Source organism: Streptomyces sp. P1-3 (genome assembly GCF_050613155.1).
Lineage (GTDB): Bacteria > Actinomycetota > Actinomycetes > Streptomycetales > Streptomycetaceae > Streptomyces.
The window spans coordinates 6,621,589-6,646,652 of the sequence record NZ_CP192512.1; the positions used below are offsets into that span (position 1 = coordinate 6,621,589).

25 protein-coding genes and 3 pseudogenes are annotated in these 25,064 nt (G+C 69.6%); 14 read left to right on the plus strand and 14 right to left on the minus strand.

Going from position 1 to position 25,064, the window contains the following annotated elements; translation table 11 throughout:
* Positions 1 to 260 precede the first annotated feature (260 nt).
* Positions 261 to 824 (plus strand): GlcG/HbpS family heme-binding protein, encoded by a 564-nt coding sequence (locus tag ACQUSR_RS28355; protein ID WP_431045437.1) that lies wholly within the window; start codon positions 261 to 263, stop codon positions 822 to 824.
* Positions 825 to 944: 120 nt separating this feature from the next.
* Here the strand turns inward: ACQUSR_RS28355 and ACQUSR_RS28360 are convergent, their stop codons facing one another.
* The 5 genes and pseudogenes from ACQUSR_RS28360 to ACQUSR_RS28380 form a co-directional block, all read right to left on the minus strand.
* Positions 945 to 1,460, minus strand: a complete 516-nt coding sequence (locus tag ACQUSR_RS28360) for a GNAT family N-acetyltransferase (RefSeq protein ID WP_431045438.1) — start codon at positions 1,458 to 1,460, stop codon at positions 945 to 947.
* A gap of 71 nt (positions 1,461 to 1,531) precedes the next feature.
* Complete coding sequence (locus ACQUSR_RS28365; RefSeq protein ID WP_431045439.1) at positions 1,532 to 2,149, minus strand: TOPRIM nucleotidyl transferase/hydrolase domain-containing protein; 618 nt, start codon at positions 2,147 to 2,149, stop codon at positions 1,532 to 1,534.
* Between the two features lie 23 nt (positions 2,150 to 2,172).
* A pseudogene (locus ACQUSR_RS28370) lies at positions 2,173 to 2,438 on the minus strand (IS701 family transposase); the annotation flags it as partial.
* Between the two features lie 2 nt (positions 2,439 to 2,440).
* Positions 2,441 to 2,995: an AAA family ATPase gene (locus tag ACQUSR_RS28375; protein WP_431045440.1), complete on the minus strand. Its 555-nt coding sequence runs from the start codon at positions 2,993 to 2,995 to the stop codon at positions 2,441 to 2,443.
* Between the two features lie 173 nt (positions 2,996 to 3,168).
* Entirely contained in the window at positions 3,169 to 4,146 is a 978-nt protein-coding gene (locus tag ACQUSR_RS28380) for an ArsR family transcriptional regulator (RefSeq protein ID WP_431045441.1), read from the minus strand.
* A 104-nt stretch (positions 4,147 to 4,250) separates the two neighbouring features.
* Between ACQUSR_RS28380 and ACQUSR_RS28385 the strand changes: the two genes are divergently transcribed.
* Entirely contained in the window at positions 4,251 to 4,868 is a 618-nt protein-coding gene (locus tag ACQUSR_RS28385; protein WP_431045442.1) for an isochorismatase family protein, read from the plus strand.
* Between the two features lie 188 nt (positions 4,869 to 5,056).
* Positions 5,057 to 5,488, plus strand: coding sequence for a helix-turn-helix domain-containing protein (locus tag ACQUSR_RS28390; RefSeq protein ID WP_431045443.1), 432 nt, complete (start codon positions 5,057 to 5,059; stop codon positions 5,486 to 5,488).
* A 90-nt stretch (positions 5,489 to 5,578) separates the two neighbouring features.
* Here ACQUSR_RS28390 and ACQUSR_RS28395 read toward each other — a convergent pair whose 3' ends face one another.
* From ACQUSR_RS28395 to ACQUSR_RS28405, 3 genes are all read right to left on the minus strand, one after another.
* The gene (locus ACQUSR_RS28395; protein ID WP_431045444.1) at positions 5,579 to 6,181 is read right to left on the minus strand and encodes a ClpP family protease; all 603 of its coding nucleotides are present in this window, start codon (positions 6,179 to 6,181) and stop codon (positions 5,579 to 5,581) included.
* Between the two features lies 1 nt (position 6,182).
* Positions 6,183 to 6,821, minus strand: a complete 639-nt coding sequence (locus tag ACQUSR_RS28400; protein ID WP_431045445.1) for an ATP-dependent Clp protease proteolytic subunit — start codon at positions 6,819 to 6,821, stop codon at positions 6,183 to 6,185.
* 195 nt (positions 6,822 to 7,016) lie between these two features.
* Positions 7,017 to 7,541, minus strand: a complete 525-nt coding sequence (locus tag ACQUSR_RS28405) for a GNAT family N-acetyltransferase (protein WP_431045446.1) — start codon at positions 7,539 to 7,541, stop codon at positions 7,017 to 7,019.
* 580 nt (positions 7,542 to 8,121) lie between these two features.
* On the opposite strand from ACQUSR_RS28405, the gene ACQUSR_RS28410 reads away from it, so the two are divergent.
* Entirely contained in the window at positions 8,122 to 9,654 is a 1,533-nt protein-coding gene (locus ACQUSR_RS28410) for a carboxylesterase/lipase family protein (RefSeq protein ID WP_431045447.1), read from the plus strand.
* A gap of 86 nt (positions 9,655 to 9,740) precedes the next feature.
* On the opposite strand, the pseudogene ACQUSR_RS28415 reads toward ACQUSR_RS28410, so the two are convergent.
* Together ACQUSR_RS28415 and ACQUSR_RS28420 are read right to left on the minus strand one after the other, a co-directional pair.
* Positions 9,741 to 9,860, minus strand: a pseudogene (locus ACQUSR_RS28415) (transposase); the annotation flags it as partial.
* A 541-nt stretch (positions 9,861 to 10,401) separates the two neighbouring features.
* Positions 10,402 to 10,527 carry a hypothetical protein gene (locus ACQUSR_RS28420; RefSeq protein ID WP_431045448.1) on the minus strand — a complete coding sequence of 42 codons (126 nt, stop codon included), beginning with the start codon at positions 10,525 to 10,527 and terminating at the stop codon, positions 10,402 to 10,404.
* A 233-nt stretch (positions 10,528 to 10,760) separates the two neighbouring features.
* Between ACQUSR_RS28420 and ACQUSR_RS28425 the strand changes: the two are divergent.
* The 5 genes and pseudogenes from ACQUSR_RS28425 to ACQUSR_RS28445 all read left to right on the plus strand — a co-directional run.
* Positions 10,761 to 11,136 (plus strand): annotated as a pseudogene (locus ACQUSR_RS28425) (IS701 family transposase); the annotation flags it as partial.
* A 172-nt stretch (positions 11,137 to 11,308) separates the two neighbouring features.
* Positions 11,309 to 12,004 carry a maleylpyruvate isomerase family mycothiol-dependent enzyme gene (locus ACQUSR_RS28430; protein WP_431047899.1) on the plus strand — a complete coding sequence of 232 codons (696 nt, stop codon included), beginning with the start codon at positions 11,309 to 11,311 and terminating at the stop codon, positions 12,002 to 12,004.
* Positions 12,005 to 12,058: 54 nt separating this feature from the next.
* Positions 12,059 to 12,400, plus strand: coding sequence for a transposase (locus ACQUSR_RS28435; RefSeq protein WP_431047901.1), 342 nt, complete (start codon positions 12,059 to 12,061; stop codon positions 12,398 to 12,400).
* Between the two features lie 9 nt (positions 12,401 to 12,409).
* Positions 12,410 to 13,390: a LysR family transcriptional regulator gene (locus ACQUSR_RS28440; RefSeq protein WP_431045449.1), complete on the plus strand. Its 981-nt coding sequence runs from the start codon at positions 12,410 to 12,412 to the stop codon at positions 13,388 to 13,390.
* Entirely contained in the window at positions 13,359 to 13,901 is a 543-nt protein-coding gene (locus tag ACQUSR_RS28445) for a DapH/DapD/GlmU-related protein (protein ID WP_431045450.1), read from the plus strand. Before ACQUSR_RS28440 ends, ACQUSR_RS28445 begins: the two co-directional genes overlap by 32 nt.
* Before the next feature lie 27 nt (positions 13,902 to 13,928).
* Here the strand turns inward: ACQUSR_RS28445 and ACQUSR_RS28450 are convergent, their stop codons facing one another.
* On the minus strand, positions 13,929 to 15,401 hold the full coding sequence (locus ACQUSR_RS28450; RefSeq protein WP_431045451.1) for an FG-GAP and VCBS repeat-containing protein: 1,473 nt from the start codon (positions 15,399 to 15,401) through the stop codon (positions 13,929 to 13,931).
* Positions 15,402 to 15,823: 422 nt separating this feature from the next.
* On the opposite strand from ACQUSR_RS28450, the gene ACQUSR_RS28455 reads away from it, so the two are divergent.
* Entirely contained in the window at positions 15,824 to 16,513 is a 690-nt protein-coding gene (locus ACQUSR_RS28455) for a DUF4232 domain-containing protein (RefSeq protein ID WP_431045452.1), read from the plus strand.
* Positions 16,514 to 16,693: 180 nt separating this feature from the next.
* Here ACQUSR_RS28455 and pqqE read toward each other — a convergent pair whose 3' ends face one another.
* Both pqqE and pqqD read right to left on the minus strand, forming a co-directional pair.
* Entirely contained in the window at positions 16,694 to 17,833 is a 1,140-nt protein-coding gene (gene pqqE, locus ACQUSR_RS28460; protein WP_431045453.1) for a pyrroloquinoline quinone biosynthesis protein PqqE, read from the minus strand.
* Positions 17,830 to 18,051, minus strand: coding sequence for a pyrroloquinoline quinone biosynthesis peptide chaperone PqqD (pqqD, locus tag ACQUSR_RS28465; RefSeq protein ID WP_431045454.1), 222 nt, complete (start codon positions 18,049 to 18,051; stop codon positions 17,830 to 17,832). Before pqqD ends, pqqE begins: the two co-directional genes overlap by 4 nt.
* A 744-nt stretch (positions 18,052 to 18,795) precedes the next feature.
* Between pqqD and ACQUSR_RS28470 the strand changes: the two genes are divergently transcribed.
* Positions 18,796 to 20,049, plus strand: coding sequence for a neprosin family prolyl endopeptidase (locus tag ACQUSR_RS28470; protein ID WP_431045455.1), 1,254 nt, complete (start codon positions 18,796 to 18,798; stop codon positions 20,047 to 20,049).
* A 147-nt stretch (positions 20,050 to 20,196) separates the two neighbouring features.
* On the opposite strand, the gene ACQUSR_RS28475 is transcribed toward ACQUSR_RS28470, so the two are convergent.
* Positions 20,197 to 20,538 (minus strand): hypothetical protein, encoded by a 342-nt coding sequence (locus ACQUSR_RS28475; protein ID WP_431045456.1) that lies wholly within the window; start codon positions 20,536 to 20,538, stop codon positions 20,197 to 20,199.
* Between the two features lie 302 nt (positions 20,539 to 20,840).
* Between ACQUSR_RS28475 and ACQUSR_RS28480 the strand changes: the two genes are divergently transcribed.
* From ACQUSR_RS28480 to ACQUSR_RS28490, 3 genes are read left to right on the plus strand one after another with little or no spacing between them, the layout of a single operon-like run.
* Positions 20,841 to 23,054: an MMPL family transporter gene (locus tag ACQUSR_RS28480; protein ID WP_431045457.1), complete on the plus strand. Its 2,214-nt coding sequence runs from the start codon at positions 20,841 to 20,843 to the stop codon at positions 23,052 to 23,054.
* Between the two features lie 5 nt (positions 23,055 to 23,059).
* Positions 23,060 to 24,277, plus strand: a complete 1,218-nt coding sequence (locus ACQUSR_RS28485; RefSeq protein ID WP_431045458.1) for a sensor histidine kinase — start codon at positions 23,060 to 23,062, stop codon at positions 24,275 to 24,277.
* A gap of 38 nt (positions 24,278 to 24,315) precedes the next feature.
* Positions 24,316 to 24,978, plus strand: a complete 663-nt coding sequence (locus ACQUSR_RS28490) for a response regulator (RefSeq protein ID WP_431045459.1) — start codon at positions 24,316 to 24,318, stop codon at positions 24,976 to 24,978.
* Positions 24,979 to 25,064: the final 86 nt, after the last annotated feature.

The following is a 25,064-nucleotide window of genomic DNA, read 5'->3' on the forward strand; positions in this document are numbered from 1 at the left end:
ATCCGCTGCCGGGGGTCTCTTGCTGCGCACGTACGTCTCCTTGCCGGGGCTCTCCCAGCAGTCGTAACCCGGGCCGGGAGCGTCCCGCATCAACCGATCGGCTGATGCCGGTATCCCCCATCATGCACGGCCGGGGCAGCCGGTACGCCGATGCCCCGGACCCCGCCCCGCTTCGAGGATGGAGCCACGGCGGACCGGTTCCGCCCGCGCCGGCCCTCGTACCGAGCCCGCCGCCCAGCACCGAGCCCCAGGAGTCCCCGATGAAGAAGCTGTCCCCGCGTGCCCGCATGCTGACCGCAGCCGCCGCCACCGCGCTGGTCGGCGTGGCCGCCTTCGGCGGCGTCTCCGCCACCGCCGCCCCGGCCGCTCCCGCCGCCCCCCAGGCCGCCCCGGCGCGGACCGAGGCGCGCGACACGGATCTGACCCGGTCCACGCACCTGTCGGCCGACGCCGCCACCCGCGCCGCGCAGGCAGCCCTGCACGCGGCGGAGAAGGACGGCCAGAAGGTGTCCGTCGCCGTGGTCGACCGCAACGGCAACACGGTGGTCACGCTGCGTGGCGACGGCGCAGGACCGCAGTCGTACGCCTCGGCCGAGCGGAAGGCGTTCACCGCCGTCTCCTGGAACGCCCCGACCTCCGAGCTGGCCAAGCGCCTGGAGCAGGCGCCGAACCTCAAGGACATCCCCGGCACCCTCTTCCTGGCAGGCGGCGCACCGGTCAAGGCGGCCGGCGCCCCCATCGCGGGCATCGGCGTCGCCGGGGCACCGAGCGGTGACCTGGACGAGAAGTACGCCGAGGCGGGCGTGGCGGCCGTCTCCCGCTGACCGCGGGGGCCGGGGGCCCGGCCCCGCCTGGAAGAGGCCAAGACCGCGACCGCCTCCCTCACGCGCCCGACGTCTCACCGAGATCGGTAGGTGCCTGGTGATGGGCTGGGGCGGGTTCCGCTAGGGGACGGCGGCCGGGTCTGCGGAAAGGTCGATGGTGAACGCCACGCGATCGAGTCCGGGGCCGTCGTAGTCCGGCTTCACAGCCGAGGCTGTGAAGCCGAGCCGGGTGTGAAATGCCTGCGACGTGGTGTTCTCCGGGCTGGTGATGCAGTGCACGTAACGGCGCCCGTGTGACCGCGCGAGTGCGAAGAAGGCCCGGTAAAGGGCACGCCCGATACCCTGCCCGTGCAGAGCCGGGTCGACGCCGACGAAGTGCACATAGGCGGTTTCGGGCTCTGTCTGCGACAGGAAGCCGACCAGGAACGCGGCGACCTCTCGATCGTCGCGTTCCACCAGAAAGCTGGTGGTGGTGAAGTGCTGGAAGTACAGCCGGGGCAGAAGCAGCGCACGTTCCGTCGACCCTGCCTGCCCTTTCAGGCCACCCCACCATGTGCCCAGTACGGCGAGCACTCGGAGATGGTCCTCGCCGGCAGGGCGCCGAGCCGTCAGGCCGACGGGAAGATCGTCGATCATCTGTGCAGTCTGTCATCCGTGTGAGGCGCTTCGCGAACTTGGCCGCTGCCGGGATCGACGTCGCCCAGCGGTCAGAGGCTGGAGAGCAGGCCATCGAGTGGGGCTGGGACGCGGTCGGGGTCGAGGGCCTCGACGAGGACGCGGCCGTAGCGGATCTTGCGCCCCCTCTTTGTTCCGAAGAAACGCCTGAACTGCTGCTGTGGGGCGCGGCCCTGCTGTGCGGGCTGGCGCAGGAAGGTCTGCAGGGCACGCAAGTCGCCTTCCGCCCGGACGAGCTCCTCCACCCGTGTCACGCCCAGCACGCGGATGAGCTCGTCTTCCAGATCCGCCGCGCAGACGAAGAAGCCTTGCTGTGCCGCATTGACCCGTTCGAAGCCGCGTGCGTAGTAGGGGCGCTCCGCCTCGTCGCACAGTCCCGTGAGGCGGAGGCCCAGGCCGGGTGAACCGAGGAGTCGGGCGTAGCGCCCGACGCTCATCGCACCGCCGATCGGCAGGACGCAGACCCCTTCGGCCGCCAGGTTCCGGCCGCGGCTCTCGGCCAGTGCGTTGACCGCCGCGACGTCGCTCGGCCCTTCGAGCAGGACGGCCGCCCGGACGGGCAGCCGCGCGGCCAGCTCGTGCGCGGGGTCGCCGGGGCCACCCGCCGCCCACGCGGTGACCGCGTCCCGGAACGCCTCCATGTCAGCCATGAGACGAGTCTTAGCCCGTTCCGGCCACAGCGCGAGGGAATTTTCACCGCATGGCCGTCGTGCAGATGCTCGACGACGAACCTGCGGAGGGCGTCGCGAACCACGCCGGCGCCCCACTTGGCCCGCAGCAGCAGGTGTTGCAGACCGTCCGGGGTCGCGTTCCCGCGTACCCGGCGACCGTCCAGCAGGTCTTGCGCGGCAGGTCCGACAGCAGCCCGAGCACGAACTCCCTTGCCCGGCGACGCGGTTCCACCCGGGCGAAGCGTCCCGCGATGCGGCGGGCCGACACGATCACGGCGTCGTCGCGGAGTGCTGCCCGGACCAGCCGGTGGCGGCCACGACCTCGCGCGCGATGTCCACGACAGCCCTCTCATCCGTCACCACCCGCACGGTCTCCGCGGGGACGCGCTGGTCCAGGAGCCGCGCCTTGCGGGCACTGCCTTCCAGTTCCTGCTCCAGCTCAGAGCCGAGCTCCCGGCGCACCAGCCGCTCGCGGGCGGTGGCATCGGTGGCGGTGAGAAGGACCCGCACGATCCGCACCCCCGTCCCCATGGCCCGCTGGAACATGCCGGTCGCCTCGGGCAGCACACTGAGAGTGTTCGTATAGATCAGTCGGCGGTAGCCGCTTCGGGCGAAGTTCGCCCACACTGCGGTGAGATTGCGCTCGGTGATCTCCGAACGGTGAGGATCTCCCTCCGGGGCCGGATGCACCTGCCCCATGAAGTCACCATCGACGACCGCGTGAGGGACCGCCGCAGCCCGCAGCAACGCCGAAACCTCCCATCCCACCGTTGTCTTGCCGACTCCGGCCCGCCCCCCGATGAGTAGCACGTCCGTGTGATCCATTGGAGAAGCGTGCCAGCTCGCATCCGTCTCATGCGATCCGATATCGATCGGCCCCACGGCCACAGGCCACCAGCAAGATCACGATCTACGGCTGGAGTACTCATGCCCCACCGCGTGCCCCACCGCGCGCCACGGCGACGCCGGACACCGCTGTCCGCGGACCGCCCACGCCCTCAGGGCGCCCCGCACAGCGAGTGCCCCACCGGGGAGCGCTCGTAGAAGACCTCGCGTCCGCTGCGGTTGCGGATGACCAGACCGCTCTTGTGCAGCACCTTGAGGTGCTGGCTGATGGCGCCCGGCGCCATGGACAGCCGGCGCGCCAGGATGCTCGTGGTGGCCGCCTCGGTGAGGGCGACCAGGATCCGGGCGCGGGTGCGGCCGATGAGAGCGTTGAGCGCGTCGGTTGTGGGCACGGTCTCGTGCGACCAGACCGTGGCGACACCCGGGGCGGGGTACACCAGCATCGGCTGGTACGGCTCGGCCATCACCGTCGTGTCCGGCCAGTGGAAGACGCTCGGTACGAGGATCATGCCGTCCCCGTCGAGGGGTCCGCTGCGCCGCCAGGCGCGGGTCCGCACGCGCAGGCGGCCGTCGTTCCAGGTGATGTTCGGGTGCAGGTCGTTGAACATCGCACCGGCGCCGTCGCGGGTCAGTTGCCGGGCTCGGCGCAGCACCTCGGACTCGAACAGGCCGCGGATCTGCGGCCAGAACGGGTCCAGCGCCGTGTCCCAGTACAGCCGCAGCTCGGCGGCCGCGCGAGCCACCCCGGCGGCCGGATCGGCGAGGAACTCCCGCACTGGCGGGGCGTCGGCTCCCGGAACCCGGGCCGCCTCGCGGGCGGCCTCCTCCGGGTCCGCCGCGGCGACCAGCTCCAGTTCGGCGGTGACGTCCGGCAGTGGCCCGGCCGGGGGCGGGGTCAGGAAGTCGGCGATGTACGGGCCGAGCGGCACCAGCGCGCACAGCAGTCGCAGGTCCAGACAGGCGAGCCGGGGGCGTACGGCGCGGATCCACGGCAGGTGCAGTGCGTGGCGGCCGGGATCCCGCAGCGTGCGCAGGCTCGCGACGGCCTCCGACAGCGGTGAGAAGGCGAACCTCAGACGCGCGAGGTCGGCGGAGGTGAAGTCGAACTCGGCGTACGAGGATTCAGGCACGAATGAAACATTTACGGGGCGGGGGCGTGCTGGTCAAACATCGTCGTCACGGCCGCCGAACGGACGGCCACCCAGCAACCACCCGGAAGACCAGGGGAAATGACATGACGAACCCATTCCACGAGACCCTCACCGCGGACAACGCCGCTCTGCTGCTGGTGGACCACCAGATCGGGCTGTTCACCGGCGTACGCGACATCGGCGTGAACGAGCTCAAGCACAATGTCACCTGCCTGGCCAAGGCCGCGCTGCGCCTGAACCTCCCCGTCGTCGTCACCACCACCGCGGCGGACGGCATGTGGGGCCCCCTCATCCCCGAGCTGCGGGCCGTACTGCCGGAAAACCTCGAGGTGATCGACCGGAGCACGGTGAACGCCTGGCACGACGACCGCGTCCGGAAGGCGATCGAGGCGACCGGACGCGACAAGATCCTCATCGCCGGGGTCTCCCTCGAGGTCTGCGCCGCCTTCCCCGCGATAGCCGCGACCGCCGCGGGCTACACCGCCTACGTCGCCGTCGACGCCTCCGGCACCTTCTCCGCGACCAAGCGGGAGACCGGACTTCTGCGACTGCGGCAGGCAGGGGTGATCGTCAGCGACTACGCCAGCCTCGCCGTCGAGATCCTCGCCGACAACGCCCATCCGATCGCGCCGGAGCTGTACGCGGATCTGGACATGCCGTTCGCCACGCTCGTCGGACAACTCGCCGCCGCCCGCGGCTAGTACTCCAGTCAGAAATCGTCGCCTGAGCCGGTGGGTTCCGCTGTTTGCTCGGACAACGGAACTACCCGTTTAGTGCTGTGACCGGGAAGGTTCACCGGCTCGCGACACCTCCAGTCCGCCCGCACGGCTTCACCCAGGGCAGAACGCCGCTCCCTTCCGCCGGCGCCCCGGATCCCTAGGCTGAAGGGGTGAGCACTCATGCGCCGAACGAAGCCCGCGTCATCCCCCTGCGCCCGCAGACCTCGCCGCCCGGTTCCGGTGGGGCGACCCGCGCCCCGCAGCGACCGGCGGGAGCCCCACAGACACCCGCGCCGAGGGAACCCCTGTGGCGCGACCTCGTCGGCGATGTGCTGCGGCGCGAGCGGCTCGCCCAGGAGCGCACGCTGAAGGACGTCGCGGAGGCGGCTCGGATCTCGATTCCGTACCTGTCGGAGCTGGAGCGCGGACGCAAGGAGGGCTCCTCCGAGGTGCTCGCGGCGGCCGCCCAGGCCCTCGGGCTCGGCCTCGCCGACCTGCTCTCGCTCGCCCAGGACGAGCTGGCCCGGTACGCCCGGAGCCGGGTGGGCCGGGGCCGCACGTCGCCCACGGCGCAGTACGACGGCCTCTGCCTCGCCGCCTGACCGAACCGGCGGCCGGTACGGACGGGGCGCGCGAGGCGCACCACCGCCGAACCGGCCGGCTCGCCGGCCTTCGGCCACGGCCGCGCGGGGTCAGACGAACGCGAGCCGTCGGCTCAGCACCTCGTCGGCGAGCCCGTAGGCGACGGCCTCCTCGGCGGTGAGCACCTTGTCCCGGTCCATGTCCGCGCGCAGCGTCGCCACGTCGTGCTGCGTGTGCCGGGACAGGACCTCCTCCACCTGCGAGCGGATGCGGACCATCTCCTTGGCCGCGAGGCTGAGATCGGAGACCGTCCCCTGCCGGCCGCCGCTCGCCGGCTGGCCGAGCAGCACCCGCGCGTGCTGGAGCACGAACCGTCGCCCGGGATCTCCGCCGGCCAGCAGCACCGCCGCCGTCGACGCCGCCTGACCGACGCAGAAGGTGGAGATCGGCGCCTGCACGAACGTCATCGTGTCGTAGATCGCCATCAGCGAAGTGAACGATCCACCAGGCGAGTTGAGATAAATCGAGATCTCGCGCTCGGGGTTCGCCGACTCCAGATGCAGGAGTTGCGCGATGACCACATTGGCGACCCCGTCGTCGATCTCGGTGCCGAGGAAGATGATCCGCTCGTTTAGCAGCCGGCTGAAGACGTCGTAGGACCGCTCACCCTGCGCGGTCCGCTCGATGACGTAGGGAACCGTGTACGACCCCATGTCACAACCCCATCCGTCGGCGCGACGAGGCCGGGCGGATGTCGGCGAGCGACTCCACCACCCGGTCCACGATCCCGTACTCCCTGGCCTGCTCGGCCGTGAACCAGCGGTCCCGGTCGCCGTCCCGCGCGATCGTCTCCTCGCTCTGCCCGGTGTGCTCGGCGGTGATCCGCTCGATGGCCTTCTTGGTGAACTGGAGGTTCTCCGCCTGGATCTCGATGTCCGCGGCGGTGCCACCGATGCCCGCCGAGGGCTGGTGCATCATGATCCGCGCGTTCGGCAGCGCGAACCGCTTGCCGGGCGCCCCCACGGCGAGCAGGAACTGGCCCATGCTGGCGGCGAACCCCATCGCCAGCGTCGAGACGTCGTTCGGGATGAGCCGCATGGTGTCGTAGATGGCGAGACCCGCGGTGACCGATCCGCCGGGGCTGTTGATGTACAGGCTGATGTCGGTGCGCGGGTCCTCCGCCGACAGCAGCAGCAGCTGCGCGCACACCCGGTTGGCCGACACGTCGTCGACCTGTGTGCCGAGGAGGACGATCCGCTGGGCGAGCAGCTGTGCCGCGAGATGGTCGTCGAAGCGGCTGGGCGGTGTGTCGCCCTCCTCCGCGCGGGGCGGGAGCGTGGTGACTGAAGTCATCTGATCTCCTTTGATCTCCGTCGAGGCAGGGATGCCGTCGACTCCACTCTTGACCTAGGGAGATCCCCGGATGCGGTTTCTCTGCCCGCCGCAGATTCGCCACGGGCAGAGATGACGGCTCAGCCCTGTTCTCCGCCGCTCCCGGCGATCAGGCCGTCCATCGTGCACGCGGTAACGCCAGTACAGGAGCCGTCGTCATATGCCGTGCGTCGGCTCCCCCGATGAAGGGATGGGCAGGCGCAGCAGCAGGCCAGGGCAGTGACAGGGGCGGCCGCACTGGGGGCAGGACTGGTCGCCGGTCGTTGTGGCCTGCCGCCAGTAGTCGTGGAGGATGGCGACTGGCTGCCAGCCGAAGGCCCTGAGCAGACCTTCGCTGCGGCCCTGCTGGTTGTGCAGCCAGGAAATCGTGTACGCCTCGGTGCACCGCTCTCGCAGCCACTCGGTGCGGTGTGCGGTAAGGGCACTGCCAAGGCCACGTCCGCGCATCGGCGTGGTCACGGCCAAGGAGTTCAGCCGGCCGATCCGGCGGCCGCTGACTGAGGGCGGAGGGGCGGGGAGGGTGCCGGGTGACATCGGGGCGATGAGGTCGCGGTAGCCATCGTCGTCCAGCACACGGGCGGTCGCCACACCCACCAGGACGGGAGGCTTTCCTGCGTATGCGGTCAGGAAGAGGAGGGCGCCGTCGCGGAGGTCCTCAAGGACTTGTTCGACGGTAAACATGCCACGCCCCAAGATGGCATCGGTCAGGCTGCCGGCGTCCGCCACGGCTTGCCGGTCATGTGGACCGAGTTCAGTGATGGCCCAAGTGGTCATACCGTCACTGTCTCGCGGATGCCCGGCGATGCTTGCTGGTATCACGCTCAGCTACTTGTCGGGTGGTTCGGCGTTCGTCAGAGCTTGCAACAGGATCACGTGTCCTGTCGCATGTCACGGCTTCATCTGTCCGTGCGGTCCCAGGGGGTCCTCGGCGAGTCGGACCGGTTCCGCGACGTGCGGCTTCGTAGGGGCACGACGCGGAGATCTCCGTGAATTGACGGTATGGAAGCAGGCTAACGCGCCGACGCCCCCGCCACCCACGGGTGCACGGACGCGCCTCTGTCGACTGGGTGAGCCGGCCGTTCGCCGCATCGCCTACCGGCCGACGGGGATTGACATCGCCAACGCGTCAATTGACGTGATCTTGGTGTTGGTGTCAGAGCTCTGATCGCTGGAATGCTGGAGCCTGCGCCCGGCTCGATGTCAGGCCGCTGGCCGGATCCACTCGGCGATGTCATGTAATGCCTGATGAGAGGAGACCTCCGTGGACACCTTCCGGACGAGGGACGGACTGGTGCGAGGCCGTCGGTCGGTCCCCGACGTGGTCGCGGTCCTCGGCATTCCCTACGCCGCTGCGCCATTCGGCGCCAACCGGTTCCGCGCGCCGCGCCCCGCCCAGCCGTGGACCGGTGTCCGGGATTGCGACAGCTTCGGCCCCATCTCTCCGCAGTCGGCGTGCCTGCCCGGCGCTCCGTCCTGGTCGCCCGGCGACGAGGAAGTTCTCACGGTCAACGTCTGGACTCCGGCAGCGCCTGATGGCTCACTCCCCGTCCTGGTCTGGATCCATGGCGGTGCCTACACCTTCGGGTCTTCCGCGCAGCCCGACTTCGACGGCACGGCACTGGCCCGCGCTGGGCTGGTCATGGTCACGTTCAACTACCGTCTCGGTTTCGAGGGCTTCGGCAGCATTCCCGACGGCGGAGAGACGCCGTACCCGGAGAGCGGAGAAACGCCGTACCCGGAGAACCGGGGCCTGCTCGACCAGATCGCCGCACTGCGGTGGGTACGCGAGAACATCGCCGCCTTCGGCGGCGATCCCGACAACGTCACCGTGGCCGGGCAGTCCTCAGGAGCGGCCTCGATCGCCTGTCTGATGGTGATGGACCGGGCACGCGGGCTGTTCCGCCGTGCCATCACCCACAGCGTCGCCAGCCCCTGCTACTCCGTCGAACTCGCAGCGCAGACCACCCGGAAAGTCGCCGCCGCGGCAGGCATCCCCGCCACTGCCGTCGCTCTGGCCTCCGCGTCACCACAGGCACTGGTGGCCGCCTCCGACAAGGTCGTCGACGACTACCGGCACGATCCGGACTCCGGAGCCCGCCACTACGACCCCGTCATCTACGGGCCGGTCGCCGACGGCGACATCCTCCCCACAGACCCCCTCACCGGGATCGCCGCCGGCGCCGCACGCGAGGTGGACCTCCTGGTGTGCCACACCACACAGGAATACTGGCTACTGGACGCCGTCGGCAGCAGCAAGAAAATCACCACCGACGAACAACTGGCACGATTCGCCAAGGACTTCGGACTCCCCGACGACCTGGTGCCCGGCTACCGCAACCTCATGCCCCACGCACCCGTACTCGACATCTACCTCACCATCTACGGCGACATGCTCTTCGCGGAGTACAGCAGCCGCCTCGCCGACACACATGCCCAGGCAGGCGGCCGGGCGTTCATGTCCCGCTTCGCCAGACAGCGCACCGGCCCACACGGAGAAGTACACGCCTGGCACAACGCCGACATACCCTTCGCCTTCGGCAACATCACCGCCACCAGCACCGAGTTCCTCATCGGCGGCCCACCCACCACACCAGACCACCACCTCTCACACACCATGATGACCGCATGGACCACCTTCGCCACCAACGGCGACCCCGGCTGGAAACCCCTCAACCCATCCACCACCCCTGCCCACATCTGGACAACCGAAGACAGCACCACCCCGACACAGCCCTCCATCGCAGACCGCCAAGAACTGTGGCGCACACACAACTACCCACTGCTGCGCCCCTGAGCGCAGAGTCAGGCCGTGTCAGTGACTTTGTGTAAGTCTCCGGGGGGTGAGCCTGTCCTCGAAGAACAGTGAGAACTGATTCAGTGCATCGCCAGGTTGAGTCCCTTCAGTGCGGCCTGCTCGGAGGGGAAGTGGCCGCGGTTCCGGGTGGTCTTCCGCGGTCGGGCGTTGATCGATTCGATCAAGTTCGTTGAATAGGCCACCTTCCCTGTCTGTGCGATTCGGTGTCCCGTTCGGGGAGGCAGGTCCAGGACCTGGTGGGTTGTGGCGTCGATCAGGCCCGCGGCTCACGCCAGCACGGCCCCGTCGCCACCACCCAGCGCACCGCTCAAGCCCGACGGCACCACACGGCTCGCCCGCGGGAAATGGCACGTCAAGCTCTGACTGGCGATACCGCGGCACACACCGCAGTGCCCCCGGCAAGGGATGTCCCACTCCGAGGGGGCACTGCTGTACGTCGCCCCATGTCGGCCGACAGCCCCCGTCCGCGCGCAGCCCCGTGGCGCATGGGCGGGGCTGCTACTCCCGCCGCTTCCCGTACCTGATATTGGCCAATGCCTGGAGAGCCATGGGGGAGAGGCCGATCACGGTGTCGTGTCCGTTGATGACACGCACCAGTGTCCACCCCTTCTTACGCAGAGCCATGAACTCGCGGAGGACATCGCCGCCCACTTCAGCTGACAGATGGGCGTGTCACGGATGCCTCGTCACCGGGCACGAGGGGCTGGGAGAGGGCGGCGAGGTGCTTCACGCCGAGGCCGACCCGACCCGGCCACGCTCGTGCTGGGCCCGGGTAGGCTGCTCGGGCAGCTCAGTGGCGACCTTGCACGGCACCGACGCGTACCAGCGGTGCCCGGCACGCGACACAGTCACCGACTGCACCACTGCCTAGCCCCGCCCGACCGGACAGCCGAGGCGTCTGGCGATTCGTGCAACCGCACCTACCCGATCGTCGGCAAATGCAGACGCCGGTACGACACCAGCCAGATCGAGGGCCGCTTCACATCGTGATGCAGCCGGAACACCTCCCGGCAGCGGCCCTTCCTCTTGAACCTGGTGGGATACCCCACCGGCCGGCTCGCCCGCGCGCCACCACGCAGCGACTCCGGCCAGTTCTGCCCCGCCGCAGCCCGGCCCGGCGCGACGACATCGCGTCTACCTCGCCTACGCCCGCCCAACGGCACCGCCGTCGGGACCTGGCCAAGGTCGCCGGATCCCGCTGGGTGCCTCCAGGCCGCGAAGAACGACTGCGGCCTGAACCAGTACGAGGTCCGTCGATATCCAGGTTGGTACCGACACGTCACCCTGGCCATGCTCGCCCACGCCGTCCTGGCCGTCCTCGCGGCCCGGACCGCCAAAAAGGGGCCAGCAGAAACGACGTCATCGGCACCGTCCCTCTCACCGTGGCAGAGATCCCGTGACTCCTGGGCGCTCTGTTTCCCCGACCGAGGCCCCACGACGCCCCAGCCACACTTGCCCTGAACTGGTCCCATTGGCGCAGACGACACCCAGCCGCCGCTCGGCGATGCCGCTACCAAGGAAGAACCAGCTCAGGCAACCACTTCCAACTGGAGTTCTCGGGGGTGTCTCGGAAGTGGATCAACATGGCTAGGCTTAGACAGTGGTCAACTCGCGTGTGGCTCCTGACGAACTGGTGGTTCGGGTCTCGCAGTCGCATGCTCGGGTGCTTGAACTGGTCGATCAACTCGACGACCAGCGGAAGGACGCAGCCTCTGCCCTGCCGGGGTGGAACCGGGGGCACGTACTCCAGCACCTTGTCGACAACGCCCGTGCCTTCGAGCGGCAGGCCCTGGCCGCTTTGCAGGGTGAGCTCATCGACATGTACGACGGCGGGCAGGCAGAGCGTGACCGGTCCATCGACCAAGGGGCGGCCCGGCCCCTGGCCGAGCTTCGCGAGGATCTGAAGCTTGCCCAGCGGGCGCTGGTAGATGCGTGGAGCCGACTGACGGCAGCGGACTGGCAGCGCACGGTCCGGTTCCGCCATGCCAGGGTGCTGGATACCGCGCTGGCACGATGGCGAGAGGCAGAGATCCACGCTGTTGACCTCGCGGTCGGATACCGCCCCCAGGACTGGCCGCGGGACTTCGCCCTGCACGCTCTGGACTTCCTGTCCGATCGTGCCCCAGTCAGCACTCGGCTGCTCTTGCGAGCCACGGACGATGAGTTCGCCCAAGCCCTGGGCACGGGCACGGGCACGACAGTCGAGGTCTCCGGAGCAGTGCGTGACCTTGCAGCCTGGATGGCCGGCCGCAGCACCGACGGTCACCTGGACACAACCGGCCCCCACTTGCCGGAACTAGGTCCATGGCCGCCTGACCCCGCAGATTGATGGGGCAGGCGGCACGGATCTGGAACGATCTCGCCTCATGGCGCGCGTGGAGAGCTGACGGACGTCCAGTGGGCGGTCCTGGAACCGCTGTTGCCGAAGGAGAAGAAGCCTGGACGACCGCCGATGTGGGCCAGACGGCGGCTGATCGACGGCATACGGTTCCGGGTCCGCACCGGTATGCCGTGGCGGGACATGCCCGCCGAGTACGGACCGCTCCCGCTGGCCGCGCTCACCGCCTGCCAGTCCCGTCATTCGTGCTGCTGGGCTCCAATCTCACACGCACATGGCTCCTCGCGACGGCCGACCGTTCGGATGCTTGCATCACATCAGCCACGCTGGAGCGTGATCGAACAACCGATCCACGGTGAGCCACAACGATCAGTTGTGCACGCCTAAGGTGAACCGGTGGACACTGAGGCATTGCGATCGTTCGTCCGGGCGGCCGAGCTCGGACGGTTGCAACATGCGGCCGATGAGCTGGGCGTGACGCAGCAGGCAGTCTCCAAGCGGATCGCCGCCCTGGAGCGCGAGCTGGAAGTCCGTCTGTTCACACGTACCGCCCGAGGAGTTGAGCTGACGCTCGATGGTCAGGCATTTCTCCCCCACGCGCGGAGCGTCGTGGCGGGGGTCGAGCGCGCCATCACCGCGGTCAGGCCGGGCTCCCGGGCCCTTCGGATCGACGTTCTCGGCCTGCGAAGCGCGCAGGCCGTTGTTCTGCACGACTATTGGCGGTCGCATCCCGAAACCAACCTCGACGTGGTGACCCTTCGGGTCAACGACCCACGCGTGGCGGTCGCCGCCGTCGAAGCAGGCGATATCGACGCCTCGTTCCGTACCGTCACTGCCCCGGACGCGCTGCCGCCCGACGTGCAGATGATTCACGCGTTCGACTCGCCGCTGGAACTTCTCGTCGGCCCGAGACATCCGCTCGCCTCCGCGCGAAGACTGACGCCACCGCAGTTGCGTAAGCACCGGATATGGGTGCCGGGTATCGCGCCCCGAAGCGAATGGGCAGAGTTCTACGATCAGCTCGCCACCGAATTCGACCTACGCATCGACGCGGCAGGCCCGCACTTTGGAGACGAAGTACTCCTGGACACCCTCGCGGACTCCGCGGACGTGGCCACCCTCGTTGGGGCACGCGACCGGTACATCTGGCCGACGAACTACGACCTACGCCGCATCCCTGTCGTGAATCCGACCCTCGCATACCCACTCTCTCTCATTCTCCCCAGAACGAATCCACACCCAGGACTCCGTGGAATCATCACCCACCTCGGAAGCCTGCCAAGGCTCCCTGAGACGGTCTGGCTCCCGTCCTGGGCAACACCGGTACACCAGAAAGGATCGTGGCTTGTCCAGCGACCGTCTCATGCGCATCCATAGCGCCGAGTTCCAGGCCATGGCCGAGAGGGTTCTGCGGGTCACCGAGCTCACCTCCCGCCTGAACGTCCTGCCCTTCGAGGACGAAGCGGGCAAGGCGGAACTGTTCGAACGGATCCTCGGCAGGCCGCTGTCGGCGAGAGTCACGATCTATCCGCCCTTCTACACGGACCACGGCCTTCACCTGGACCTCGCGGAGCGCGTGTTCATCAACCAGAACTGCACGTTCCTGGACTACGCCGGCATCCGGCTCGGCGAGCGCGTGATGGTCGGACCAAAGGCCACGTTCATCACCGTCGGTCACCCGATCGATCCCGAGGAGCGACGGGGGTGGCTGAGCGGCGCGCCCATCGATGTGGCGGAGAACGTGTGGATCGGCGCCGGTGCCACGATCCTTCCTGGCGTCAGCATTGGCCGTGATGCCGTGGTCGCCGCTGGCGCGGTCGTGACCGATGACGTTCCGCCGGCAAGCCTGGTGACCGGCAGTAAGGCAACCGTGCACCGACGGTGGTGACGACCTCTCCGGGGCCACACCGAGCAGTCAGCTCTCCAGCACCGATCCGAAGAACTTGTTGCGGTACGTCAGGCCGAACGCCTTCTCGTTGAACGACATGGCACCCGACGCCGTCAGGCCCGAACCGCTGCCGCGCAGCACCCAGTCGGCGCCGTCGGAGTGGCGGACGCCGTCGTCGAAGACGTCCTCGCCATGGGCGGCGATCGTGAGGTCCGCGCGGGAGTCGCCGTTCAGGTCGGAGAGACGCACGGCGTACCCGAACCGGTCCGCGCTCTCGGCCGCGCCGGGCACGCCCGCGGTGTCCTGGGTGAAGGACTGGGCGCCGGCACCGGTCACGCCGGAGGCCGAGCCCTTGAGCAGCCAGACCGCTCCGGCGCCGTCGAGGCTGCCGACGTCCTCGCCGGGCGCGCCCACGGCGATGTCCGCGTACCCGTCGCCGGTGACGTCGGCGACGGAGGCGGCGGCGCCGAAGTAGTCACCCGGCTCGCCGGCCCCCGGGACGCCTGCGGTGTCCTGGTCGATCAGGGCGGTGCGGGAGCTGTCCGGGATGCCGCCAGGGCCGCCGTAGTGCACGGCGAGGACGCCCGCGCCGGACGGGCCCGAGCCGGAGGTGACCAGGTCGTCGTAGCCGTCCCGGTCGATGTCGCCCGCCGCTCGCACATGTGCGGCGTCCAGCGGCACGGTGGCGGGGTTCTCGGTGTAGGTCATGCCGTGGGCGCCGCCCGCGTAGTAGCCGAGCCACACGCCGCGATCGTCGTCGTTGTCGAGGTCATCGGCGCCGGACACGGCGAGGTCCTCGGCACCGTCCCCGTCGAAGTCGCCCGCCGTGAGCGATCCCGTCCCCCGGGACTCACCCTCGGGGCCGGTGGTCAGCTCGGTCCGGGCCGGAGCCGCGGTCCGGGTGAACCCGTCGTCGAAGACCGACACCCCGGCGAAGCCCGCCACGGCGAGCTGGTCGCGGCCGTCCCCGTCGAAGTCACCGACCGCGAGCCCGGAGCCGTACAGATAGGCGGAGGCCCCAACCGACGGGCCGTACACGGTCAGCGCACCGTTGGTCAGCCCCCTGGGGCCGCCCCACAGGATCTGGACGATGCCGTAGTCGTCGTGACCCGCCGACTTCTCGGACGACACGCCGACCGCCAGATCGGTGTAGCCGTCACCGTCCAGATCGCCCGCGGCGTAGGACGAGCCGAACTGGTCGTACGCCTCCGCGGAGCCGGGCACCCCCGAGGTGTTCTGGCCGATCATGGCGGAACGTCCGGTCGAGACGCCGGAGGCCGAGCCGTAGAGCACGGTCACCTGCCCCGCCTGCTTCTGCCCGTTCACCGTCGCCTTGGGGGTGGCGACGACCAGGTCGGCATAGCCGTCACCGTTGAAGTCGCCGTCGGCGGCGCTCCTGCCCACCGGTGCCGCGGTGGCGGGCGTGGCGAGGGTCAGTCCCAGGCCGCCGGTAGCGGCCACGACAGCCATGGCGGTGGCTGCCAGAAGGTTCTTTCGCAAGTCTGCTCTCCGCTTCAGAGGTGCAAATGCGTGCGAAGGAGGTGACCCACGGGGTGGCGGAACGGTTGCCCTGGATCGTCACGCGATTTGATCAAGACCACGAAGCCCATGCCCACGTCGCCCGTTTTCTCAGGAAGTTGGGCGTGCCGTCTCCCTCCCGGCCCCGGCCCCGGGGCGTCGTCTCAGCGCTGCCGCCCGCCTGCTGGCGTGCGCAGGGGCGAGGCCGACGGACCGGCACTTGTGGGGTCTTCGCTCATCACCGCCTGGGAGGACGCCAGTCGTCCGTTATCCGAGGCAATCACCCCCACTGCCGCAATGTCACAGACTTGTGTGAAAACGGCTTCCACTCGGTGTAAGCGGGCGGAAGCATCGCTCCCATGAGGCACGATCACCGGGACATTCCGACTTCTGGGGGGCTCCTCATGGCTTACGCAGCCCGTTCACGCCGCACCACCACCACCGCACTCGCCGCTCTCTCGCTCGGCATCCTGGCACTGACCGCATGCAACGGCGACGCCGAGAAGGACGCAGAGAAGGGCAAGGCCGCTCCGAGCGCGGCAGCGAGCCCGTCGGCTGCGGGTGCGGACAAGGGCTCCGACACGCCCTCGACGGCGAGACCGAGTAACGGTGGCAGAACCAGCGGTGGCTCCTCCGACAGCGGTGGCAGCACCCCGCCGTCGTCGGAGCCCGGGGCCGACGACGATCAGGACGGAGGCGTGGGCATGTGCGAGACGACCGACTTGAGCTACAACGTCACCGTCGCGTCCAAGCCCGTCAACCACGCCTTGCTGACCGCGACCAACAAGGGCGGCGCCGCCTGCCTGCTGCCGGCGAACGAGCTGGCGATCACGATTCCGGGGCTCGACGGCGCCGCCGAGCACGTGGGACCCACCGGCAAGGACTGGATCCTGAAGGCCGGCGAGAGCGCCTATGCCGGGATCCTGTTCTCGCGCGCCGACACCGCGGGCGGCAAGGCCGCCGACAAGGTGGAGGTGGCACTCACCTCTGCCGAGAGCCCCACGACGGTGCCGATCAACGATGGCCCCGTCACGGTCAACGACGGCCAGGTCACCAGCTTCTTCGGCACCGCCGAGGACGCACTCACCTACTGATCACTCCGCCCTGGGCAGGACGGTGTACGCCGAGGCACTGCCTGGTGAGCACGACGACCACCTGTTCGTCAGACAGGGGTCGCTCGCCCTGACCAAAGAGGTTCGGGGCCTCTGCGGACTCAGAGGCCCACGGTCCTGTCCATGTGCCGCGCTGGTCGTGCTCCTCGTCCGTACCTGCGTTCAGGGCGGACCAGCGGTCTGTCGCTGGTTTCCACCTGGTGCACGCGGTGTCCACCCCACCCGGTCACCGTCGGGCAGCGGCTCGGAAGCCGCCTCGGTCAGCGTTCGGACGAGATGATGGTCCGGTGACCAGCGGCATGCCGGGTCCGTTCGTGTCGCGTCTCCGGTCAGGGCGAATGCCTGGCAGCGGCAGCCGCCGAAGTCCTGCTCCCGCTGTGGGCAACTGCGGCACGGCTCGCTCATCCAGGCGGTGCCCCGGTAGGCGTTGAAGGCCGGGGAGTGCTCCCAGATCCAGGCCAGGGAGTGGTCCTTGACGTTCGAGGGATCAAGGCCGGGCAGCGCGGACGCCGCAGGGCAGGGCAGCACTGTGCCGTCGGGTGTCACGGTCAGGGAGGCCACGCCCCAGCCGCCCATACAAGGTTTGGGCACGCCCTCGAAGTAGTCCGGTACCACCCATATGAGCTCTAGCTGCCCCGCCAGCCGCTCCCGCCACCGCTCGAACTCCTCGCGGGCGCGAGCCACCTGTTCGCGGGACGGAAGCAGAGCCTGCCGATTGGCCAAGGCCCAGCCGTAGAACTGGACATGCGCCAGCTCCAGCTTGTCCACGCCCCAGGCCAGGCCCAGCTCAACGATGTCCCCGAGGGAGTCCAGGTTCTCCCGGTGCAGGACGACATCGAGGCAGAGGAACAGCCCCGCCGCGCGCACGGCTGCCGCCGCCCACTCCTTCGCGGCGAACGAACCACGGCGGCCGGCGATCCGGTCCGAGGCACCTGGTGCGTGGTCCTGCACCGACAGCTGGACGCTGCGCAGTCCCGCCCCGACCAGCTGTCCCAGCCGCTCCTCGGTCAGTCCGACTCCGCTGGTGACAAGCTGGGTATACAGCCCCGCCCGCGTGGCAGCGGCGCTGATCGCGACCAGATCCGGTCGCAGCAGCGGCTCCCCGCCGGACAGATGGGCGTGCACGACGCCCAGATCGGCGGCCTCCTCCATGACCCGGACCCACTCCGCCGCCTCCAGCTCATGCGAACGGCGCGTCAGATCGAGCGGGTTGGAACAGTAAGGGCAGCGCAATGGGCACGCGTGGGTGACCTCGGCTACCAGCGACCACGGGGGAGCCGTACCGGAGAGAGGGCCTGTCATCGGAGCCACCTTTCGGTGCGCATCCGGCTGAGGAAGTCCAGCACGTCTGCGGCCACGGGTGCCTGCGGGTAGCGCTTGGCGAGCACAGCGATGATCTCCTCGGTGGTGCGTGTGCCGTCGCACAGGCGCAGGACCGCACCGGCCTGACGGTTGAGAACCACCACACGCTCGGGAACGATCAGCAGCTCTTTCTCTCGGACGCCGTCGTAGCGCAGCACGGCGGCGGGGGCCAGCGTGGGCTGCCAGACCTCAGCGGATGGTGAGGCAGTGTCCCGAGACCTCCGGCTCTGCCCCGACGACCTTCCGTCGGCAGGCCCCTGGACCGCAGGGCATCGCGGTATGAGGCAGGCTCGCGCACCGGCGTCGGCCGCCGGGCTGATGGGCGCCGTCTACAGCGGCGCCTATGCGGCCTCCAAGCGGGCACTCCGGGACCGAACGCGCTCGATGCCATGCTTCCGGGCGCTGTGGCGCTCGCAGCGAGTTGATCAGGAGGAACCACGGTTCCCCTGCCCCTGTGGGTAGGCCTCGCCGGCCGTCTGTCGCCTCGCGGCGACCACCATGTCGTCCACTCGACCATCGACCGCACCAAGAGTGAATTCCATTGCGCCGCATCTGAATCAATGACGCGTCCCAACCGCCCAGCCGAGAACAGGCCACGTCAGCGACGTCCAGATGACCGGTACCGCTTTCCTCTCACCTGTACCACGAGTACGCGTAATCGACCACTCGAAACATCTCCGGAATTCAACAACGCGTTCAAATCATCGAGTCCGTGAATTCGTGCGACCGCACGCCCCGAGTGCCATGGCAGGTCACACGAACGGATGGCGTGCACGGAGTGAAGTGGCGTATTACCCTTGAGGGCGAGTGAGTCGTCACCGACGTGCCGCCGGTACGCGATCCCGACGATCCGGCCACCGATCAAGGCGGCCACCGATTCCAGACCCGGGAGCGTCACCCCCATGACCGCTACTCTTTCCCCGCAACCCTTCGACGCATTCCTCAAATCCGTGACGTCGGCCAGGTACGAAGAATTCCGCCAACTGCCCGGCGCCGCAGTCGAAAGCGCATCTGCCTTCGAGGAGATGCAGGCGTATGTCATGGATCTGTACAAGGGTGTGAGCGCCGTCGAGAGTTTCGTCGAAACCGACGGTCAGGTCATCGACTGCGTCCTCGATGACCTGCATCCGGCCGCGCGGCGCTGGGGCGGTCTCGCCGTCGCCCCTGCCGAAGGCCCGCCCCAGGTGGCCGAACCCGACGAGTCGACGCCACCTGACCCGAGATCGCGGGAGATCGTGCAGCCGCAGCCGCAGCCGCAGGATCCGGGGACTGCTCGGGCCTTTCCTGCCGGCACCACGCCGCTGTACCGCACCACCCTGTCGGGGCTGTGCCGATTCCCGAACCTGGCGGCCCTCTCGGCGAGGGATCACCTCATCGAGCCCGCGGCACCCACCGCCGCCGAGGCATCGGCATTGGCGCTCCAGCAGCGATACGCGACCGGCGAGCAGAATATCAATTGCCTGGGCGGTTCAAGCAAGGTCAACGTGTGGAACCCGTTCGCCGGGGGGAATCAGTGGACCTTCAGTCAGCAGTGGTACTCCGCGGGACACGAAAGCACCCTCCTGCAGACCGTGGAATGCGGTTGGCATGTCGACATCGAGCGGTACGGCAACGCCGCACCCCACCTTTTCGTCTTCACGACCCGGGAGACCTACCACGTCGGCCACAACTTCTACAACCTGGACGGCGGCGTGTTCCGCCTTGTCGCCAACCCTTACGTGACTCCGGGAGTCCCCCTGCAGTTCTCGCAGACCGGCGGATCACAGGTCGAGTACAAGATGGGCTTCTATCTCACCAACAACGCGTGGTGGTTCTACTTCGACGACCATCCGATCGGCTGCTTCCCGGCATCATTTTTCGGCAACGGTCCGCTGAGCACCGGAGCCACTCGCGCCAAGTTCGGCGGCGAGGTCGCGACCAAGATCACGATGTGGCCCCCGATGGGTTCCGGGCAAAAGGCCGCGGCGGGCTTCGGCCAAGCCGCGTACCAACGGGCGGCAGCGGTCAACCCCGCCACCGGCGGCGCGGTGTACGCGACCCTGTCGGAGGCGGGATCGGTCAGCGGCCCCTGCTACTCCGTCCAGATCACCAACAACACGGCGTCCGACTGGGGCACCTACCTGTTCTTCGGCGGCCCGGGCGGGAACGGCTGCTGAGAGCGCCTCTCCCAAGGGACACGGGTCGGCTTGGTCGGCCTCACGGCCCTGGCGGCACCGGACCGGCGCCCCCCTGTCGGCTGGGCAGCTCGGTCTTGGGTCTTGTGCTCGCGCGGCATCTGGTCGGCCGGCGCTCAGCCGAGCCCTTCAGACGCCAGGCGGTAGGCCGTCCGGGCCGGGCGCGTGATAGCGGGTGCCGCTGCGGAAGTGCTCCGGCACATCCCGGGCCTGTGCCGTGGCCCCGGTGGCGGCCGCGATCCCGCAGCAGTTGCAGCGCTCTTCGCGGCCGACGCGGTTGCTGTCGTGCCCGACGAGGGCGAGATCCGCGGCCGGGACAACATCGCCGAGTGCTTCCGCCAGTTCGCCGAGGCGATACCGGACGGCAGATACGAGCCTGTGTACGCCTGAGAAGTGGGCAACACGGCGATCGGCGAGGCGTTCTTCGAGCGCGCCGCCGATAGCCCCCTTGGGCTCGACGTCGAACGGCACACCGCGGTGCCGCCGCCCGCCGGCTGGCCGAGGTCGAGGACCCGGCCGACGCGGTCGCCGCCGAGTTCACCCCGGACAACACGCGACAGAAGCCCGCTCGGTCCCGGGCAAGGCCCTGCTCATCCCGTGAGGCCTCCGACGGCTCCCCGCAACCGCGCGGCAGCTCCACGGGGACCAGGCCGAGCCACAAGCGACAGGGCGCCTGTACGGGTGGCACGTCCTCGGGTCCACCGACCGGTGGACCCGAGGTTCAACCTGTCGAGGCTGTCGGCGACGGCACCCCGCCGACCAGCATGAATGCCATGACCAATCTCCCTGTACGCATGGCTCGCTGGAGCGCCCGGCACCCCTGGCGCGCCATCGCCGGCTGGTTCCTCTTCGTCGCCTTGTGCCTCGGTGCCGGAGTGGGCGTCGGCAGCAACCCCGCCGCCAGCGAGGACTTCCGCATCGGCGAGGCGGGCCGGGCGGAGGCGATGGCGGCCGAGGGCGGTCTGGAGCAAAGGCCCCTGGAGCGCGTGCTGATCACCGCTGAGCCCGGCACGGGCCGACTCGACCAGGCCGCCGCCGACGCCGCCGCCCGCGACATCACCGAGCGGATGCGCCGACTGCCCGAAGTGAGGTCCGTGGCCGCCCCGGTGCGCTCGACCGACGGCACGGCGGTCCGGGTCGACGTCACCATGAAGGGCCCCGAGCTCGACGGCAAGAAGCACGTCGATCCGCTGCGCGCCCAGACCGACGAGGTCCAGGCCGACCATCCCGGCCTGCGGATCGAGGAGACGGGCAGCCCCTCCATCGGCAAGGGCGTCGAGGAGTTGCGCGGCAGCGATCTCGCGCGCACCGAGATGATCGCGTTGCCGGTCACGCTGATCACCCTGCTGATCGTCTTCCGCTCCGTGGCGATGGCCACCGTCCCGCTGCTGCTGGCGCTCTCCTCGATCGCCGCGTCCATCGGCCTGTCCATGCTGGCCTCGCACGCCTTCCCGGACGCCGGCATCGGCACCAACGTCATCCTGCTGATCGGCCTGGCCGTCGGCGTCGACTACACCCTCTTCTACCTCAAGCGGGAACGGGAGGAGCGGGCCCGCTCCGGCGGCCGGCTCAGCTCGCAGGCCCTGGTGGAGCTGGCCGCGGCCACCTCGGGACGGGCCGTCGTGGTCTCCGGGCTCGCGGTCGCCGTCTCCAGCGCCACGCTGTACCTGGCCGATGACGTCATCTTCTCCTCGATCGCCACCGGCGCGATCGTCGTGACGCTGGTCGCCGTTGCAAGCTCGCTGACCGTGCTGCCCGCGCTGCTGGCCAAGCTCGGCGCTCGGGCCGAACGCCGGGCCGCCCGCAAGGCCGACCGCGCGGCCCGCGGCGGCAAGCCCGTACGGCAGAAGCAGCCGAGGACCGGCACCGGCCGGATCACCGCGGCCATGCTGCGCCCCACGAGCAAGCGCCCCGCCGCCACCCTGGCCGTCGCCGTACTCGCCATGCTCGCCCTGGCCACCCCGCTCCTGGGACTCAACCTCACCGACATGGGCCGCGAGACCCACCCCCGCGACATCCCGGCCATGCAGACGTACGACCGGCTGAACCAGGCGTTCCCCGAGCTGAAGTCCATGCACCAGGTCGTGGTACGCGCCGAACCCGACCGCGCGGACGAGGTGACCGCCGCGCTGCGCGAGCTCGCCCGCCGTGCGAAGGCCGACCCGCGGCTCGCCGGCACCGCCGAGCTGCGCACGTCAACTGACCGCCGGATCAGCCTGCTGGAGCTGCCCGTACCGCACTACGTGAGCTCCGACGTGGCGCAGGGCTCCCTCGAAACGCTCCGCGGGAACTACGTCCCGGCCACCGTCGGCGAGCTGCCCGGCACCGAGACCGCGGTCACCGGAGACGTCGCCCGCTACGCGGACTACCCCGAGCACCAGAAGCGGAAGCTGCCGCTGATCATCGGATCGCTGCTGCTGGTGACCTTCGCCATGACGGTGTGGGCGTTCCGCTCCGTCGTCCTCGGCCTGGTCGGCATCTTCTTGAACCTGCTCTCGGCCGGCGCCTCGCTGGGTCTGCTGGTCCTTGTCTTCCAGGGCAGTTGGGCCGAGGGGCTGCTCGACTTCACCTCCACCGGCTCGATCGGCTCCCGGGTGCCGCTGCTGCTGTTCGTGATCCTCTTCGGCCTGTCGATGGACTACCAGGTGTTCGTGATCAGCCGGATCAGGGAGGCCGCGCTGCGCGGCGTGCCCACCCGCAAGGCCGTGCTCGACGGCATCGCCGGCTCGGCCTCCGTGGTGACCAGCGCCGCCCTGGTGATGGTGACGGTGTTCGCCAGCTTCGTCCCCCTGCACATCATGGAGATGAAGCAGATGGGCTTCAGCCTGGCGGTGGCCGTCCTCCTCGACGCCGTCGTCATCCGGATCATGATCCTGCCCGCGCTCATGCTGCTGCTCGGTGAGAAGTGCTGGTGGCCCTCGCGCGGCATGCGCCGGGCGCAGGCACACGCCCCCGCGGCTGCCGAGCCACTCGAAAAAGTAGGCTGACCGGCATGAACCAGCGGCCACAGCCCAACGACCGGTTCCGGATACGGACGCTCCGCCGGTGGTACGCCGTCACCTGGGTGCTCCTCGGTCTGGCGCCCTCGGTCATCGGTGCGCAGGACGACACCGCCCCGGCGAAGTACTGGTCGTTGGCGCTGCTGGCCGCCTTCGCCCTCGGCTACGCGATCGTGCGCGTGCTCCCCGCCAACCGCGTGCTGCGCCCGTCCGCCTACCTGGCCGTACTCGCCCTCGGCCTGGGGGCGATGGCTTACCTGCCCGGCGGCGGCGCGGCCCTGTTCATCGTGTCGCTCCCGCACTTCTGGATCCTCGCCGCAAGCCCGCGGTCCGCGATCGCCTTCAGCGGTGTCGCCGCCGCGGCGACCGTGGCCGGCAGCGCCGTACGCAACGAGGAGTTCCTCACCGGCAACGTCGTCTTCGCCCTCATCGGCTACGCGGCCGGCGTACTGCTCGGACTGCTGCTGCACCGGGTCGTGGAGCAGGGCGAGGAGCGCGCCCGCCTCCTCAGCACGCAGCTGGAGAGCACCGAGACGAGGCTCGAGAGCGCCGAGACGAAGCTGGAGAGCACCGAACGGCAACTGGCCGAGGCCCACCAGCGCCAAGGCGCCGCCGACGAGCGGGAACGGATCGCGCGGGAGATCCACGACACCCTCGCCCAGGGCTTCGCGTCCATCATCGTCCTCGCGGAGGCGGCCCGCGTCGGCCTGGAGGCGGATCCCGCCAAGAGCGCCCAGCAGTTGCTCTCGATCGAGCACACCGCACGCGAGAACCTCGCCGAAGCCCGCGTCCTCGTCGGCGCCGCCCCACAGAGCGGGGTGGCACCAGGCTCGGTCGCCCAGACCCTGCGCCGGACCCTGGACCGGTTCACCGAGGACACCGGTCTCACCGTCAGCGCTGACCTGCCGGACATCGCGTGCGACCAGCCGACCCGGATCGCGCTCCTGCGCTGCACCCAGGAGTCGCTGGCCAACGTCCGCAAGCACGCGGCCGCCTCCACGGTGGGCGTCGTCCTCGCGGAGCACCCCCACGGCGTCGAGCTGGAGATCACCGACGACGGGCGGGGCTTCGTGGTCGAGCGGTCCCGCGGCTTCGGCCTCGACGGCATGCGCAAGCGCCTCGCCGAACTCGGCGGCGAGCTCACCGTCACCAGCTCGGTCGGCGACGGCACCCGCGTCCTCGCCGTGATTCCCACGAACGGTCAGGTGTGACATGAACGGTCGTTGTGACATGAACGGTCAGGTGTGACATGACGGAACACAAGCAGCTCCGCATCATCGTGGTGGACGACCATACGGTGATGCGTGCCGGAGTCGTCGCCCTGCTGGCCTCGGAGCCCAGCATCGACATCGTCGGCGAGGCGGGCGACGGCCGGGCGGCCGTCGAACTCGCGGAGCGCCTGGAGCCCGACCTGGCGCTGCTCGACCTGCGCATGCCGATCCTCGACGGGGTCGCCGCCACCGCCGAGATCGTCGCGAGCCGGGGGCCCCGGACCCGGGTGCTGGTCCTCACCACGTACGACACGGACGCCGAGATCGAGCGCGCGGTGGAGGCGGGCGCGATCGGCTACCTCCTCAAGGACACCACCCGCGACCAGCTCGTGGACGCCATCCACGCCGCGTCGCGGGGCGAGACCGTCCTCGCCCCGCGGGTCGCGGAGCGGCTGGTGGCCCGGATGCGTCAGCCCGCGCCGGTGGCCCTGACCGCGCGAGAGGCAGACGTACTGAGCGCGGTGGCCGACGGCCTCTCCAACGCGGAGATCGGCAAACGGCTGGTGATCGGGGAGGCGACGGTGAAGACCCACCTGCTGCGGATCTTCGCGAAGCTCGACGTCAGCGACCGTACGCACGCGGTGGTCACGGCCCTCGAACGGGGACTGCTCACCCGCCAGCAGCGCGGTCCGCTCGCCTGAGCGGGCAGGTGCGAACCGCAGTACGGCGGCCAGGCAGGGCGGAGGAGACTTTCCGCCACGACCGCGACCCGGCGAGCCTCCGAATC